The following is a 15,523-nucleotide window of genomic DNA, read 5'->3' on the forward strand; positions in this document are numbered from 1 at the left end:
CGCACGCCGTGCACATCGCGGTCCAACGGCCGACGGCTCCGGGTCGCAGTGCGACCCGGAGCCGTCGTGGCCGAACGATCTGGTGACCGAGGTTACGGACGCTCGGTGTGCGCTCCCAGGTCCGCGAGCTTCGCCTCGAAGTCCTCGTAGCCCCGGTTGATCAGGTCCACGCCGTACACCCGGGAGGTGCCCTCGGCCGCGAGCGCCGCGATCAGGTGGCTGAAACCGGCCCGCAGGTCCGGGATGACCAGATCGGCGGCGTGCAGCTTGCTCGGCCCGGCGATCACCGCGGAGTGCTTGAAGTTGCGCCGGCCGAAGCGGCACGGGGTGCCGCCGAGGCAGTCCCGGTAGACCTGGATGTTGGCGCCCATCGAGTTGAGCGCCTCGGTGTAGCCGAGCCGCTGCTCGTAGACCGTCTCGTGGACGATCGACAGGCCGCGGGCCTGGGTCAGCGCCACGACCAGCGGCTGCTGCCAGTCGGTCATGAAGCCGGGGTGCACGTCGGTCTCCAACGCCACGGCGTTCAGCTCGCCACCCGGGTGCCAGAAGCGGATGCCGCCCTCCTGGCCGGGGTCGCCCAGCTTCGGCGCGCGGGCGTCGGTGACCTCGTACTCGCCGCCGACCGAGCGGAAGATGTTCAGGAAGGTCATCATGTCGGCCTGCTGTGCGCCGAGCACCTCGACGTGACCGCGGGTCGCCAGGGCGGCAGCCGCCCAGCTCGCCGCCTCGATCCGGTCCGGGATCGGCCGGTGCGTGTAGCCGTGCAGCTTCGGCACGCCCTGGATCTCGATCACCCGGTCGGTGTGGACCTTGATGATCGCGCCCATCTTCTGCAGGATGCAGATCAGGTCGATGATCTCCGGCTCGACCGCGGCGTTGCGCAGCTCGGTGACGCCCTCCGCCATCACGGCGGTCAGCAGCACCTGCTCGGTGGCGCCGACGCTCGGGTACGGCAGTGCGAACTTCGTGCCGTGCAGCCCGTTCGGCGCGGACAGGTGCAGACCCTCCGGCCGCTTCTCGACAGTGGCACCGAACTCGCGCAGCGCTTGGAGGTGGAAGTCGATCGGACGCGGGCCGATGTGGCAGCCACCCAGATCCGGGATGAACGCGTGCCCGAGGCGGTGCAGCAGCGGGCCGCAGAACAGGATCGGGATCCGGCTGGAACCGGCGTGCACGTTGATCTGGTCGGTGCTGGCGCTCTCCACGTTCGCCGGGTCGAAGACGAGCTCACCGTCCTCGGTGCCGTCGGTGACCTTGACGCCGTGCAGGCCGAGCAGGCCGCGCACCACCTCGACGTCGCGGATCTTTGGCACGTCGAACAGTCGGCTCGGGCTGTCGCCGAGAAGCGCGGCGACCATAGCCTTCGATACCAGGTTCTTCGCGCCGCGCACGCGGATCCGCCCTTCGAGCGGAGTACCTCCGTGCACAACCAGGACGTCGTCGGTCAACGCAACCTCCAGCGCGTCGGTGCTGCCGTGTTGATGGTGGGGTGCCTGTACCTCGCTACCCCGGATGCGGCCAGGTCGAAACGGCCCGCGTATGTCGTCGCTTCGGCAGCATAGCCCTCGGTGACGAAAAAGGACTCTGTCACATCGGCGTGTGTGGCATTAATCGGTGATCCGGCACTTTTGTGTACCAAGAGCGCTACGGATCGTGATCAGGCTGTCGTCGGTGGCGGAGTGTCCGTGCCGGGCAGCGCGAGCATCTGGTCCAGCGCGACCCGGGCGTGGTGTGCGGTGTCGGGATCCACTGTGATCTGGTTGGCGACCCGGCCCGCGACCAGTTCCTCCAGGGCCCAGACCAGGTGCGGCAGATCGATCCGGTTCATCGTCGAGCAGTAGCAGACGGCCTTGTCCAGGAACGTGATCTGCTTGTCCGGGTGCGCCAGCGCGAGCCGGCGGACCAGGTTCAGCTCGGTGCCGAGCGCCCACGCCGAGCCGGCCGGAGCCGCCTCGATCGTCTTGATGATGTATTCGGTCGAGCCCACGTGGTCGGAGGCGGTGACCACCTCGTGCCGGCACTCCGGGTGGACCAGGACGTTGACCCCGGGCACCCGCTCCCGTACGTCGTTGACGCTCTCCAGCGTGAACCGGCCGTGCACCGAGCAGTGCCCCCGCCAGAGGATCATCTTGGCGTCGCGCAGCTGCTCAGGGGTGAGCCCACCACCGGGCTTGTGCGGGTCGTAGAGCACGCAGTCGTCGAGGGACAGGCCCATCTCCAGCACCGCTGTGTTGCGGCCCAGGTGCTGATCCGGCAGGAACAGGACCTTCGACCCCTGCTCGAAGGCCCAGTCCAGGGCGCGCTTGGCATTCGACGAGGTGCAGACCACACCGCCGTTGCGGCCCACGAAACCCTTGATGTCCGCCGAGGAGTTCATGTACGTCACCGGCACCGTCTCGCCGGCGATGCCCAGCTCGGTGAGCGTGTCCCACGCCGCCTCGACCTGGCCCAGCACCGCCATGTCCGCCATCGAGCAACCCGCCGCGAGGTCGGGCAGGATCACCCGCTGGCTGTCGGTGGTGAGGATGTCGGCGCTCTCGGCCATGAAGTGCACGCCGCAGAAGACGATGTACTCCGCGTCCGGGCGGGCCGCGGCCTCCCGGGCCAGCTTGAACGAGTCGCCTGTCACATCGGCGAACTGGATCACCTCGTCGCGCTGGTAGTGGTGCCCCAGCACGAAGACCTTGCTGCCCAGCTTCGCCTTCGCGGCGGTCGCGCGGGCCACCAGATCCGGGTCGCTGGGCGCCGGCAGGTCGCCCGGACACTCGACGCCGCGCTCCGTGTCGGGGTCGCTGCCCCGGCCGAGCAGCAGCAGGGCCGTCGCGGTGTTGGAGGGTTCCACCCAGGTCGAAGTCACGTAGCCCATGGTCCCACAGCACGAGCGCGCCGCAGCTCCGCTCGGTGTGGGCTGCCACACTGCTCGGCATGCGCGTGCTGCTCTGCCCGGACAAGTTCGCCGGCACCCTGTCCGCACCGGAGGTGGCCGCCGCCGTCGCCGCCGGTTGGCGCACCGTCACCGACGGAGACGATCTGCTGATCCGGCCCCTCGCCGACGGCGGCCCTGGCTTCGTGGAGGTGCTCGCCGAAGCCCTCGGCGGCCGGCGCGTGCCGGTGCCGACGGTCGACCCGCTGGGCCGTCCGGCGGTCGGTGAGATCCTGCTCACCGCCGACGGCGCGACCGCCTACCTGGAGAGCGCTCAGGCGTGCGGCCTGCACCTGCTGTCCGCTGCCGAGCGCGACCCGAAGACCACCACCTCGTACGGGCTGGGTCTGCTGGTGGCCGCCGCAGTGGAGAGCGGTGCCCGCACCGTGGTGATCGGGCTGGGCGGCTCGGGCACCAACGACGCCGGCGCCGGAATGCTCGCCGCGCTGGGCGTGACCCCCCTCGACCAGGGCGGCGCCGCTCTGCCGTACGGCGGGGCGGCGCTCGCCGCCGTCGACGCGCTCGACGGCGCACCCCGACTGCGTGGCGTCCGGCTGGTCGCGGCCACCGACGTGGACAACCCCCTGCTCGGCCTGCACGGCGCGAGCAACGTGTTCGGGCCGCAGAAGGGCGCCGACCGGGCCGACGTGCTGCTGCTCGACGCCGCCCTGGAGCGTTTCGCGGCGGTGCTGGAACGGGACCTGACCGGCTGCCCGCCGGGGCTGGGCGCGCTGCCCGGGGGTGGGGCGGCCGGCGGCATCGGTGCCGCGCTGCTCGCCCTGGGCGGCGACAGCGACTCCGGCATCGGCCTGGTCACCACTGCCACCCGACTCGACGACGCCCTGGACACCGCCGACCTGGTGATCACCGGTGAGGGGTCGTTCGACCACCAGTCGCTGCGCGGCAAGGTCGTCGCCGGCGTGGCCGGTGCCGCCCGCGACCGGGGAGTGCCCTGCGTGGTGGTGGCCGGGCAGGTGAGCACCGGCCGGCGGGAGGCCGCCTCGGCCGGCGTGACCGACGCCTACAGCCTGGTGGAGCACTTCGGCGGCGAGGAGGGTGGCGGGCTCGACGCCGCGCTGAGCCGGCCCGCGGAGGGGCTGCGCGAGCTGGGCGCCCGGCTGGCCCGGCAGTGGAGCCGTTGAGCGTCCCGCCCGCCCGGGTCCCCACCCCCGACCGGGGCCGACCTGGGGCGGCCGTCACGCCACGCAGGTGTGCCCGGCCGGGGCGGCGTACGATCGGCTGAGGACCACAACCGGGAATCACTGGACGGCGCGCGACGTTGGCCAGTGCGTCCGGACCCAAAACCGCGCAGGGAGACTTCCACGTGACCACGCCAGCGCAGACCGAGTCGACCGAGGCCCAGGCCCCTACTTCCGTCGTCCTCACCGACGTCGCGGCGCAGAAGGTCAAGGCCCTGATCGAGCAGGAGGGCCGCGACGACCTGCGGCTCCGCGTCGCCGTGCAGCCGGGCGGCTGTTCCGGCCTGCGGTACCAGCTCTTCTTCGACGAGCGTTCGCTCGACGGTGACGTCGTGACCGACTTCGACGGTGTCGGGGTCGTCGTCGACCGGATGAGCGCCCCGTACCTTTCCGGCGCGAAGATCGACTTCGCCGACCGTATCGACGCCCAGGGCTTCACCATCGACAACCCCAACGCGGGCAACTCCTGCGCCTGCGGTGACTCCTTCAACTGAGTCACACTCCGCACCACGATGGGGCCGTCCCGCGGGACGGCCCCATCGTCGTACCCGCGGGCGGTCGCGCCGGCCTGGGAGCGGTCCCGACGCAGGCAGTGGCGGTTTGGTTTCCGTTGTCCGACCGAGCGGTGACCATCGGGTTGCCGTGCCGGTAGGCTGACCGCGCCCTGCTCCCGACCCCGAGGGTTGACATGAAGATCGCCGTCACCGGCTCGATCGCCACCGATCACCTGATGAGCTTCCCCGGTCGCTTCGCCGATCAGCTCATCGCCGATCAGCTGCACAAGGTGTCCCTCTCGTTCCTGGTCGACGACCTGGTGCTGCGCCGCGGTGGTGTGGCGGCGAACATCTCCTTCGGGATGGGCCAGCTCGGGATGCGTCCGGTGCTGCTCGGCGCGGTGGGGGCGGACTTCGCCGACTACCGCTCCTGGCTGGAGCGCCACGGCGTGGACTGCGACTCGGTGCACATCAGCGAGGTGGCGCACACCGCCCGCTTCGTCTGCACCACCGACACCGACATGTGCCAGATCGCGTCGTTCTACGCGGGTGCGATGAGCGAGGCCCGCAACATCGAGCTGGCCCCGGTCGCCGACCGGCTCGGCGGTCTGGACCTGGTGCTGGTCGGCGCCAACGACCCCGAGGCGATGTTGCGCCACTCGGCCGAGTGCCGCAGCCGCGGGTACGCCTTCGCCGCCGACCCGTCCCAGCAGCTCGCCCGGATGCCCGGCGAGGACGTGGTGGCGCTCATCGAAGGCGCCGAGTACCTGATGACCAACGACTACGAGAAGTCGCTGCTGCAGTCCAAGACGCAGCTCAGCGACGACCAACTGCTGGACCTGGTCAAGGTGCGGGTCACCACGCTGGGCAAGCACGGTGTGGAGATCGCCGGGCGCGGCATCGACCCGATCCACGTGCCCATCGCGCGGGAGATTCGGGCGGTCGACCCGACCGGCGTCGGCGACGGCTTCCGGGCGGGCTTCTTCACCGCGCTCTCCTGGGGCCTCGGCCTGGAGCGGGCCGCCCAGGTCGGCTCGTTGCTGGCCACGCTGGTCCTGGAGACCGTCGGCACCCAGGAGTACGAGGTCCGCCGCGACCTGTTCGTCAAGCGGCTCGCCGAGTCCTACGGCGACGCCGCAGCAGAAGAGGTCCGCCCCCACCTGCTGCCATGAGTGACCTGTCGGTCGCTCGCCGTGCTGCTCTCGCCGGTGCTGCGGTGGGCCTCCGGTGCTTTGCTGCCCTCGCCGAGCTTCCTCGGGAGCTGAAGTCGGACGGCAGTGTCGTTACCAAGGCCGATCGTGCGGTTGAGGCCGCCGCCCCACAAGCCCGGCGTTTCTTGATCGGTTGACGCTCAGCAGTGCAACACCGTTGCGCTAGACGGAGTGGCTGTTCGTCACCCGGCGCTGTCCGGTCGATCATGGAGTTGTGGTGGGTGACAAAGTGCCCACGCCGAGCCAAACCAGGCACCGTAACTCCATGATCGACCAGGGTGGGCTGCCGCCTCCGCGATCTTGCGCTTACTGTCGCGACCTAACGGAGTATTCCGCGCATATCGGCGACTGAAACTGCAACATCGGCGCGGGCGGGGCGCATGCTGAGCGTCAAGCGATCGAGAGGAGTGCAGGGGGGGACGCGATGCGACGTTCAGCGAGGTGCCTGGGTGCTTCCGGACGGCAGCACGCCGGTTACGGCGATGAAGGCTGACCACTGGTACGCGGGGAAGACGAGCACGGGACCCGATGGGTCCTTGCTGTCTCGCACTGCCATCTGCCCGGGCAGGACGGCGCATTCCACGCAGTCGCCGTTGTTGGTGCTGCGGCTGCTGACGGACCAGCGGGCGGTGGCGAGGTCGGGGGTGGGCACGGTGGCCTCCGGGGCTAGGCCGCGCCGGCCAGCTCCCTGATCAACGCGCGCGATTCGGCGGGCGAGAGGGCGACCTGGCGCAGGTTGTCTGCCACCATGTTATAGGTCCGCACACCGTCCGGATCCTGCACGTACATCGCCCCGTCGAGCACCTCGGTGTAGGCGATCGGCCGGACGTGAACGAAGTCCAGCAGGACGAACTTGCCGATCGCGCCAGCGGCATGCGGCCCGTCCTCGGGGCGGAGCACCTGCACTGTGACGTTCGGCAATTCGGACATGGTGATCAGGTGTGCGAGTTGGGCGCGACGGGTCTCGTCGCCGTTGACCCGCAGCCGCAGGGCCGCCTCGCCGATGACCGCATGCAGGACGAGCGGGTCGTCGTCGGTGAGCCGTCGAGCCCGCGTCTGCCGAAACGACACGAATCGCTCGGCGTGGTCGGGGCGGACGAACCCGGTGCCGAGGGTGAGCGCCTGGGCGTAGTCCTCGGTCTGAAGCAGGCCGGGGATGACCATCGACTCGAAGACGAACGCGCCGTCGGCCAGCCCTTCCAAGCCCACGTACGTCTTGAACCAGTCGGGCATCACCGCGGCCCACGGTGCCCACCAGGTCTTGGCGTCAGAGCGGGTGGCGAGCGTGGTGAGTCGGTCGATCGCGGGTTGGTCCGCGCCGCAGGCCCGCAGCACTGTCGCGATGTCCTCCGGGAACTGCTGGTAGCGCCCGGTCTCCATGTGACCGAGCTTCGGCTTGCCGATGCCGGTTCTGGCGGCCAGCTCGGCGAGCGTCATCGTCGCCTCGCGGCGGTAGCGGCCGAGTTCGGCGCCGATGAGCCAGCGCAGGGCCGAGGGGTCGGTGCGTGGTCCCATCGAACTCGCCTCCAGTGGGTCGACGGTGGGAGCTATTTTGCCGTCCCCTCTTCCATTGCGCAAGGCAGGCGGCTATACGTATAGCTATGTCTAGTTGGAGGTGTCCATGCTCGATCCGGCTACCGCACCGCTCGGCACACAGGAAGAGTTTCACCTGATGCTGGTCGAGCTGGTCAACGCCTTCGCACCCCGGCGCTTCGCAATCTGCGAGGAGTACGGGGACCGGATAGACGGACGCGTCTTCGCGTGGGGTCTCGCATTCGAGGACAGCGCCCTGCTCTGCGACGACGGACAGGCGTACACCGGGAGGTTTCGGAGCCCGGACAGCGCGGTGCGGCTCTTTGCTCGGTCGGGCCGTCGACTGAGGCTGGTCTGGATCGACGAATGACGTGGATTAGTGGGTGCGGCGGACGTCGTGGGCGGGGCCGTCCGGGCCGTCTACCGAGCCGAGGAACTCCTGGCCGCGCATCCGGCACCAGGCGGGGATGTCGACCGCCGCCGCCGGGTCGTCGGCCAGCACCCGGACCACGGTGCCGACCGGCACCTCGGGCATCCTCCGGGCCACCGCGATCACCGGCAGCGGGCATCGTTGCCCCCGGCAGTCGATCACCTCGTCCGGCATCGTCACAGCCCAACCACCCCGGCCTCGGCGCGCAGCCCGGCGACGATCCCCGGCAACTCGCCCAGGAACCGCTCCACGTCCGCCTCGGTCGTCTCCCGGTGCAGGCTGACCCGCACGTTGCCGTGCGAGAGCACCCCCATCGCCTCCAACACGTGCGACGGGCGCAACGTGGACGAGGTGCAGGACGAACCGGACGACACGGCGAACCCCCGCCGGTCCAGGGCGTGCAGCAGCGCCTCCCCGTCGACGTACAGGCAGGAGAAGGTGACCAGGTGGGGGAGCCGGAGCACCGGGTCGCCAACCACCTCCACGTCGGGCACCTCCGCCGCGACCCGCTCGCGGACCCGGTCCACCAGGGCGGCCAGCCGGGTCGCCTCGGCCGCCGCGTCGGCCGCCGCCGCCCGCAGGCTCGCCGCCGCCGCCACGACCGCCGGGAGATTCACCACCCCGGGGGTACGTCCACCCTCCCGCTCGTCGGCCGGCCACGGCGACTCCCAGCGGGCGCCCTTACGGACCACGAGCACCCCCACCCCGGGTGGCCCGCCCCACTTGTGGGCGCTCGCCGTGAGCACCGACCAACCGGCCGGCACTGGCACCCGGCCCACCGACTGCGCCGCGTCCACGTACAGCGGCACCCCCGCGTCGGCGCACGCGGCAGCCGCCTCGGCGACCGGCTGCACCGTACCCACCTCATGACTGGCGGTGATCAACGCGGCCAACGCGACCCCCGGAGCGGCAACGGCGCTCGACCACGCCGTCAGGTCCAGCCGGCCCAACCGGTCCACCGGCACCTCGGTGGCGGACCCGCCCGCGCCGACGTGCCGCTCCCCGGCGTGCAGCACCGCCGAGTGCTCGATCGCCGAGTGCACGAGCGTCGACCCGACCCGGCGCCGCCCCAACAGGCCACCGAGCACCGCGCCGTGCGCTGCCGTCGTACCGCTGGGGGTGAAGGAGACCTCGTCGGCGCGGACGCCGAGGGTCAGCGCGGTGGCCTCGCGGGCGGCGTCGAGTAGTTGCCGAGCCCGGCGGGCCTGCGTGTACAGCTTGCCCGGGTCGGCCCAACCGTCGTCGAACGCGGCCAGCAGCGCCTGCCGCGCGACCGGGTGCATCGGCGCGGCGGTCGCCGCGTCCAGGTAGACCGGGGATGCGCTCACAGACCTGCCTTCGTTCGCGGCTGCGGGGCTCGCCACCCCGGCTCGCTCCTCGCGCTCACACGTCAAGACGCTATCGCGGCGGTATGCCCAGGATCCCCCCGATGGGGGTGAGACAGTGACCCCACCACCGCCGAGTCCGCCATGGTCGAGTAATCTGCGACCGTCGGTGACGCCTTTGCCGCCGGTGCTGACGAAAGACGCACCGCGGCGCGCTAGGGAGGCAGGACCAGGTGGTCGCAAGGAGTTCGGAGGTACGGCCGTCGGCCGTACGGCACAGCGCTTCCCCACGGGTTGGTGGACGCCGGGGGCGTGGTGCTGGTCGCCTGACCGGGCTCGGTCTCGGTGGCGTGGCGTTGCTGGTTCTGCTCACCGGCTGTGACGTCGGTCAGACGTTCCACGGCTTCGGCTGGCCGCAGGGCGGCATCTCGCCGGAGTCCAAGCGGATGTACGACCTGTGGATCGCCTCCTGCATCGCCGCGCTCGCGGTCGGCGTCTTCGTGTGGGGCCTGATCTTCTGGTGCGTCGTGCGTTACCGCAAGCGTGGCAACGCGCTGCCGGTGCAGACCCGCTACAACATGCCGATGGAGTTCCTCTACACCATCGCGCCGATCCTGATCGTCTCCGTGCTCTTCTACTACACGGCGATCGTGCAGACCGACGTCGACAAGTTGTCGAAGAACCCGGACGTCACTGTCGAGGTCGTCGCCTTCAAGTGGAACTGGCAGTTCAACTACCGCGACGGTCAGGGCACGGAAGCCCGCACCACGGCGTCGACGCTCGGCACCAGTGAGGTCATCCCGGTGCTGGTGCTGCCGACCAACCGGTCCATCCGGTTCGAGGAGACCAGCCGCGACGTCATCCACTCGTTCTGGGTGCCGGAGCTGCTGTTCAAGCGCGACGTCATGCCGGGCAAGATCCGCAACGTGTTCGAGGTCTCCAGCCTGGACGCCGAGGGCGCCTACGTCGGGCGCTGCGCCGAACTGTGCGGCAGCTACCACGCGTTCATGAATTTCGAGCTGCGGGTGGTCTCGCCGGAGAAGTTCGACCAGTTCCTCGCGGCCAAGCAGAGCGGCAAGTCCACCCAGGACGCGCTGAGCGCGATCGGCGAGCAGCCGTACGCGAAGACCACGCAGCCGTTCGACACGCGGCGGACGCAGGACAACTTCAACCCGGACGACGCTCCGGCCCGCACGGGAAGCTGAGGCAGCCGCATGAAGACCGAGTGGCGTATCTTCCTGATCATCGCCGGGTTCCTCTTCGGTGCCACCATCCTCTACGGCGCCTGGACGCACGGGGAGTCGGGCGGCGTCGAGTGGGTCGGCACGGTCGCCCTGCTCCTGTCGTTCCTGCTCTGCTCGATGTGCGGGGGCTTCTTCTGGTTCGTCTCCCGCCGCATCGACCTCCGCCCGGAGGACCGCCCGGACGCCGAGATCGCCGACGGCGCTGGTGAGGTCGGCTTCTTCAGCCCGGGCAGCTACTGGCCGTTCGGTCTGGCGCTGGCTGCCGCGATCGCCGCGCTCGGCCTGGTGTTCTGGCAGTTCTGGCTGATCGGCGGCGGCCTGCTGGCAGTTGTCTTCGCCGCCTGCGGGCTCCTGTTCGAGTACTACAGCGGCACCCGGCGTACCGCCGAGCACTGACCCACCCCGGTCGCCGTCGCGACCGACCTGGCACGACGAAGGCCCGTTCCCCGAGAGGGGAGCGGGCCTTCGGTCACGGTGCAGGCTGCGCTCGGGTGGCGCCGGGGTCAGGCGGCGCGCCGGCGGGCGGGCTGGCGGCGGGCGGTCAGCCGGATGGCCGGGAAGGTGAACGTGCTGACCAGCACGGCGGCGCCGCAACCGGTGCAGATCAGCTCTGGACAGTCGGTGCCATGGGCGTCGACGCAGGGCGGCGCCTCGAACAGCGCCACCCCCTCGCAGACGTCGCAGTGAAGCTCGCGATGCGACACGGGCGTCTCCTCTCGAAACCAGGCGGACCGCCCCCGGATGCGACAACGGCGCACCGACGGCAGCAGAGAACTACTCACCTGTAGTTTCCCAGACGGGTCCGACAAATCTCCGCGCACGGTGGTCCACCGGCCGATTCGGCACGTGATCGACTCGACATCATTGACGTAGGGGCATCCGAGCTGCCGGGACACCGCGGTTTCACGGAAACCGAGTCGATCACCGGCCGGGACGCCACCTGCCGACGGACGATGCGGGCGCTGACGGGTCAGGCGGTGGTGAGGTCAGCGGTGGCGGTCTCGATCCAGCGGTCCAGGGTCGCGGCGGCAGCGCCCGAGTCGATCGACTCGGCCGCGCGGGCCAGGCCGGCGCGCAGGGCCTCGGTGAGGTCGCCGTCCAGCGGGCCCTGGGTGGCAAGCGCCGCCGCCGCGTTGACCAGCACCGCGTCCCGGACCGGGCCCGTCTCGCCGGCCAACAGGCGACGGGCCACCCCCGCGTTGTACGCGGCGTCACCGCCCCGCAGGTCCGCCAGGGTGGACCGGGGCACACCCAGGTCCGTCGCGTCCAGCACGGCCTCGCGTACGGTGCCGCCCTGGGCCGCCCAGATCCGGGTCGGTGCCGCGGTGGTGAACTCGTCCAGCCCGTCCTCGCCGCGCATCACGATCGCCGAGTCACCACGGCCCGCGAACACGCTCGCCATCACCGGGGCCATCCGGAGGTCGAAGCAGCCCACCGCGCCGGCCCGGGGGCGGGCCGGGTTGGTCAGGGGGCCGAGGAAGTTGAAGAAGGTGGGCACGCCCACCTCGCGACGGACCGGGCCGGCGTGCCGCATCCCCGGGTGGAAGCGGGCCGCGAAGCAGAAGCCGATGCCGGCCTCCTCGACACAGCGGACGACCTGCTCCGGGCCGAGGTCGAGCGGGATGCCGAGGAATTCCAGCAGGTCGGCAGTGCCGCACAGGGATGAGGCGGCCCGGTTGCCGTGCTTCACGACGCGGACGCCAGCGCCGGCGACCACCAACGCCGTCATCGTGGAGATGTTCACCGTGTGGGCGAGGTCACCGCCGGTGCCGACCACGTCGAGCGCGGTACGGCGCAGCTCCTCGGGCAGCGCCACCGGGACCGCACGACCCAGCATCGCCTCCACCAGGCCGGCCAGCTCCGCGGGGGTCTCGCCCTTGGCTCGCAGCGCCACGGCGAAGGCGGCGATCTGCGCCGCGCTCGCCGAGCCGGTCATGATCTCGTCCATCGCCCACGCGGTGTCGGCGGTGGAAAGTTCGTCACCGCGCAGCAGCGCGTTGAGCAGGTGCGGCCAGGTCCGATCGCCCATGGCGGGCCTCCCGAGCATGCGAAGTGCGGGTGGGCTGGAACCGGCGCCGAGGAGATCCGGCGCCGTGGGGTGCCGGAGGAGCGTGGGACGTCAGGCGGGTGCGTGCGTCCGCAGCAGCTCGGCCACCGTGCCGCCGGTGGTCACCGGGTCGAGCGGGTGGACAAGCGTCGCGTCGACCTCGGCGTACGCGGCGAGCCATCGGTCGGCGGCGCGGGCGATCACCAGACAGGTCGGGGGAGCGTCGTCCCGGTCGTCCTTGATCTGCCGGGCGATGCCGATGCCGCCGCCCGGGCTCGCCTCACCGTCGAGCACCAGCAGGTCGATCTCGTAGTCGTCGACGAGCCGGATGGTCTCCGCGTAGGTGGACGCGTCGACGAACTCGATCTGCAGACCCGGCGCGGGTCGGGTGCCGACTGCCATCCGCATCCGATCACGGACCTGCGGGTCGTCGCTGTAGAGCAACACGGTGCAAAGTCGATCACTCATGCCGGCACTCCGCTTCCACTTCGTAGCTGCTCGGAGATCGTACCGGTCGGCGTGACGCAGCCGACATCCCGCCCGACGTCGCGCGTCGGGGCGTACCGTCCGGGCAGCTCAGGCGGGCGCGGTGTCGGCGGCGCGCTCGCGGGCCTCCTGGCGGTCCAGCTCGCGGTCCACCCGGCGGGCCTCCCGCTCGGACTGCTTGACCCACTGCACCACCAGCACCGCGAGCATCGTCACACTGACGAACTCGCCGCCGGCCCAGAGGATGCCGCCGGCGACCACCTGGTCCTGCCAGGGGTCGACCCAACCGAGGTTGAGCGACGGGTACCAGTCGCCGCCGAACAGCGTGCTGCTCTGCATGATGGTGAGGCCGAGCACTGTGTGGAACGGCACGGAGAGCAGCATCAGCAGCGCCCGGGCCGGGTACGGCCAGCGGCCGGGCAGCGGGTCGAGGCCGAGCAGCGGCCAGAAGAACACGCAGCCGGTCATGATGAAGTGCGCGTGCACCAGCTCGTGCGCCCAGGCGTGTTCGAGGGTGTAGCGGTACAGGTCACTGAAGTACAGCACGAACGGGTTGACCACGAAGATGGCGAACGCCACCAGCGGGAAGCTGTAGACCCGGGCGACGCGGCTGTGCACGATCGCGAGCAGGCGCTTACGGGGCCGGACCGGCAGGGTGCGCAGGGCCAGGGTCATCGGCGCGCCGAGCGCCAGGAAGATCGGCGCCACCATGGAGAGCACCATGTGCTGGATCATGTGCACGGACAGCAGTGCGGTGTCGTACGCGTGCAGCCCGCTGACCGTGACGAGCGCGATGCCGCCCAGCCCGGGGCCGAGGAAGAACACGGTCCGGATGACCGGCCAGCGGTCGCCACGCAGGCGCAGCCGGTACACCCCGTAGAGATAGAGGCCGGCGGCGAGCACCAGGCCGAGGGCCAGCCAGCTGTCCAGCCGGGTCTCGGTCAGCACCGCGCCGACGGTGAACGGCGGCGGGGCCGAGGTGGCGGCGAAGATCGGATCGACGTGCAGCACGCTTTTCAGGCTAGGCCAGGCGAACCGGACCGTGACGCTCGGGCCACGGAAGGCGCAGGTTTGCCACCCCGCTGATCGCCGGCCCCGGTCAGGGGCAATAATGACGGCGTGACTGCGGCCCCAGCCATTGACAAGAGCCGGATCCACTCTCTGACCCGACCGAACATGGTCAGCGTCGGGACGATCGTGTGGCTCTCCAGCGAACTCATGTTCTTCGCGGCGCTGTTCGCGATGTACTTCTCCATCCGCGCGGCTGCGCCGGAGCAGTGGGAGAAGCACACCGAGGCGCTGAACATCCCGTACGCGACCACCTTCACGGTGATCCTGGTGCTGTCCTCGGTGACGTGCCAGCTCGGCGTCTTCGCGGCGGAGAAGGGTGACGTGCACGCGCTGCGGCGCTGGTTCACCGTCACCTTCGTGATGGGCCTGATCTTCGTGCTCGGCCAGCTGAACGAGTACCGGCACCTGGTCGAGGACGGCATCAAGATCAACGGAGACGGGTACGGGTCGGTGTTCTACCTGACCACCGGCTTCCACGGCCTGCACGTGACAGGTGGTCTGATCGCCTTCATCATCTTCATGGTCCGTACGACCATGGGCCGGTTCACTCCGGCGCAGGCGACGTCGGCGATCGTCGTGTCGTACTACTGGCACTTCGTCGACGTCGTGTGGATCGGGCTGTACGCCATGATCTACTGGCTCCAGTGATCTTGCGCGTCACATTCCGCGCTGCTGCTCCGTCCCCTGAGACAGGTCCAACCGGTTAAGGACACCGCTCATGACTTCTGACAACGACCGCCGACGCGGTCTGCTCGCGCGGTTGCGCGAGCGGCCCGCCGCGCGCAGCAGGGGCCGCCGCCGGCTGGGCGCCGCGGTCCGGCTGATCGCCGCGCTGATGCTCGCGGGCGGCGCATACACAGTCTTCGCCCCGGGCGCCCAGGCACAGGACAACCCCCAGCTGACCGGCGCCGCCGCCGAGGGCAAGGCGCTGTTCGACGTGAGCTGCGTGACCTGCCACGGCCGTAACGCCCAGGGTGTCGAGGGCCGCGGACCGAGCCTGATCGGTGTGGGCGCGGCATCTGTCGAGTTCCAGGTCAGCTCCGGGCGGATGCCACTGGCCCGCCAGGAGGCCCAGGCGCACCGCAAGCCTCCGGTCTTCACCGACGAGCAGACCCGTCAGCTGGCCCAGTACATCCAGGAGCTTGGCGGCGGCCCGGTCGTGCCCGCGGGCGACGACCTCCGGGAGGACGGCAACGTCGCCTCCGGCGGTGAGCTGTTCCGGATCAACTGCTCGCAGTGCCACGCCTTCGGTGGCGGCGGCGGTGCACTCTCCTCGGGCAAGTTCGCCCCGAGCCTGCACCCCGCCACCGACCGCCAGATCTACGCGGCGATGTTGAGCGGCCCGCAGAACATGCCGGTGTTCGGCGACAACCAGCTCCGGCCGGAGCAGAAGGCCGACATCATCGCCTACATCCAGGAGACGCTGAAGCACGACCAGGACCCGGGTGGGTTCAACCTCGGGCGGTACGGCCCCTCCACCGAGGGTCTGGCTATCTTCCTGATTGGCATCGTGGCGCTCGTCTTCGCTAGCCTGTGGATTGCGGGTAAGTCGTGATCGAG

General features: G+C 70.5%; 18 protein-coding genes. 8 read left to right on the forward strand and 10 right to left on the reverse strand.

Features of this window, described 5'->3' with window-relative positions; translation table 11 throughout:
* Window positions 1-92: 92 nt before the first annotated feature.
* Together murA and nadA are read right to left on the reverse strand one after the other, a co-directional pair.
* Window positions 93-1,448: a UDP-N-acetylglucosamine 1-carboxyvinyltransferase gene (gene murA, locus ABZ406_RS12650; RefSeq protein ID WP_357759666.1), complete on the reverse strand. Its 1,356-nt coding sequence runs from the start codon at window positions 1,446-1,448 to the stop codon at window positions 93-95.
* A gap of 209 nt (window positions 1,449-1,657) precedes the next feature.
* Complete coding sequence (gene nadA / locus ABZ406_RS12655; RefSeq protein ID WP_357759669.1) at window positions 1,658-2,857, reverse strand: quinolinate synthase NadA; 1,200 nt, start codon at window positions 2,855-2,857, stop codon at window positions 1,658-1,660.
* 68 nt (window positions 2,858-2,925) lie between these two features.
* On the opposite strand from nadA, the gene ABZ406_RS12660 reads away from it, so the two are divergent.
* The 3 genes from ABZ406_RS12660 to ABZ406_RS12670 all read left to right on the forward strand — a co-directional run bounded on the left by ABZ406_RS12660 (window position 2,926) and on the right by ABZ406_RS12670 (window position 5,788).
* The gene (locus ABZ406_RS12660) at window positions 2,926-4,065 is read left to right on the forward strand and encodes a glycerate kinase (RefSeq protein ID WP_357759671.1); all 1,140 of its coding nucleotides are present in this window, start codon (window positions 2,926-2,928) and stop codon (window positions 4,063-4,065) included.
* A gap of 182 nt (window positions 4,066-4,247) precedes the next feature.
* Entirely contained in the window at window positions 4,248-4,616 is a 369-nt protein-coding gene (erpA, locus tag ABZ406_RS12665) for an iron-sulfur cluster insertion protein ErpA (RefSeq protein ID WP_357759673.1), read from the forward strand.
* Between the two features lie 194 nt (window positions 4,617-4,810).
* On the forward strand, window positions 4,811-5,788 hold the full coding sequence (locus ABZ406_RS12670; protein WP_357759675.1) for a carbohydrate kinase family protein: 978 nt from the start codon (window positions 4,811-4,813) through the stop codon (window positions 5,786-5,788).
* 472 nt (window positions 5,789-6,260) lie between these two features.
* Here ABZ406_RS12670 and ABZ406_RS12675 read toward each other — a convergent pair whose 3' ends face one another.
* Window positions 6,261-6,479, reverse strand: a complete 219-nt coding sequence (locus ABZ406_RS12675) for a DUF397 domain-containing protein (protein ID WP_357759678.1) — start codon at window positions 6,477-6,479, stop codon at window positions 6,261-6,263.
* A gap of 14 nt (window positions 6,480-6,493) precedes the next feature.
* Window positions 6,494-7,342 (reverse strand): helix-turn-helix transcriptional regulator, encoded by an 849-nt coding sequence (locus ABZ406_RS12680; RefSeq protein ID WP_357759681.1) that lies wholly within the window; start codon window positions 7,340-7,342, stop codon window positions 6,494-6,496.
* A gap of 94 nt (window positions 7,343-7,436) precedes the next feature.
* On the opposite strand from ABZ406_RS12680, the gene ABZ406_RS12685 reads away from it, so the two are divergent.
* On the forward strand, window positions 7,437-7,730 hold the full coding sequence (locus ABZ406_RS12685; protein WP_357759684.1) for a hypothetical protein: 294 nt from the start codon (window positions 7,437-7,439) through the stop codon (window positions 7,728-7,730).
* Between the two features lie 6 nt (window positions 7,731-7,736).
* Here ABZ406_RS12685 and ABZ406_RS12690 read toward each other — a convergent pair whose 3' ends face one another.
* Window positions 7,737-7,970: a sulfurtransferase TusA family protein gene (locus tag ABZ406_RS12690; protein ID WP_357759687.1), complete on the reverse strand. Its 234-nt coding sequence runs from the start codon at window positions 7,968-7,970 to the stop codon at window positions 7,737-7,739.
* Window positions 7,967-9,118, reverse strand: a complete 1,152-nt coding sequence (locus tag ABZ406_RS12695) for an aminotransferase class V-fold PLP-dependent enzyme (RefSeq protein ID WP_357759690.1) — start codon at window positions 9,116-9,118, stop codon at window positions 7,967-7,969. Before ABZ406_RS12695 ends, ABZ406_RS12690 begins: the two co-directional genes overlap by 4 nt.
* Window positions 9,119-9,348: 230 nt before the next feature.
* On the opposite strand from ABZ406_RS12695, the gene coxB reads away from it, so the two are divergent.
* Both coxB and ABZ406_RS12705 read left to right on the forward strand, forming a co-directional pair.
* Entirely contained in the window at window positions 9,349-10,320 is a 972-nt protein-coding gene (coxB, locus tag ABZ406_RS12700) for a cytochrome c oxidase subunit II (protein WP_357759693.1), read from the forward strand.
* Window positions 10,321-10,329: 9 nt separating this feature from the next.
* A complete protein-coding gene (locus ABZ406_RS12705; protein WP_357759696.1) occupies window positions 10,330-10,755 on the forward strand; it encodes a cytochrome c oxidase subunit 4 in 426 nt (141 codons plus the stop codon).
* A gap of 107 nt (window positions 10,756-10,862) precedes the next feature.
* Here ABZ406_RS12705 and ABZ406_RS12710 read toward each other — a convergent pair whose 3' ends face one another.
* The 4 genes from ABZ406_RS12710 to ABZ406_RS12725 form a co-directional block, all read right to left on the reverse strand.
* A complete protein-coding gene (locus tag ABZ406_RS12710; protein WP_357759699.1) occupies window positions 10,863-11,063 on the reverse strand; it encodes a hypothetical protein in 201 nt (66 codons plus the stop codon).
* Window positions 11,064-11,329: 266 nt separating this feature from the next.
* Entirely contained in the window at window positions 11,330-12,388 is a 1,059-nt protein-coding gene (gene trpD, locus ABZ406_RS12715) for an anthranilate phosphoribosyltransferase (RefSeq protein WP_357759701.1), read from the reverse strand.
* A 90-nt stretch (window positions 12,389-12,478) separates the two neighbouring features.
* The gene (locus tag ABZ406_RS12720; RefSeq protein WP_357759704.1) at window positions 12,479-12,874 is read right to left on the reverse strand and encodes a hypothetical protein; all 396 of its coding nucleotides are present in this window, start codon (window positions 12,872-12,874) and stop codon (window positions 12,479-12,481) included.
* A gap of 108 nt (window positions 12,875-12,982) precedes the next feature.
* Window positions 12,983-13,912 (reverse strand): cytochrome c oxidase assembly protein, encoded by a 930-nt coding sequence (locus ABZ406_RS12725; protein WP_357759772.1) that lies wholly within the window; start codon window positions 13,910-13,912, stop codon window positions 12,983-12,985.
* Between the two features lie 99 nt (window positions 13,913-14,011).
* On the opposite strand from ABZ406_RS12725, the gene ABZ406_RS12730 reads away from it, so the two are divergent.
* Together ABZ406_RS12730 and ABZ406_RS12735 are read left to right on the forward strand one after the other, a co-directional pair.
* Window positions 14,012-14,611 (forward strand): heme-copper oxidase subunit III, encoded by a 600-nt coding sequence (locus tag ABZ406_RS12730; RefSeq protein WP_124820713.1) that lies wholly within the window; start codon window positions 14,012-14,014, stop codon window positions 14,609-14,611.
* A 70-nt stretch (window positions 14,612-14,681) separates the two neighbouring features.
* Complete coding sequence (locus tag ABZ406_RS12735; protein ID WP_357759707.1) at window positions 14,682-15,518, forward strand: cytochrome c; 837 nt, start codon at window positions 14,682-14,684, stop codon at window positions 15,516-15,518.
* Window positions 15,519-15,523: the final 5 nt, after the last annotated feature.

Source organism: Micromonospora sp. NPDC005710 (assembly GCF_040630995.1).
Lineage (GTDB): Bacteria > Actinomycetota > Actinomycetes > Mycobacteriales > Micromonosporaceae > Micromonospora.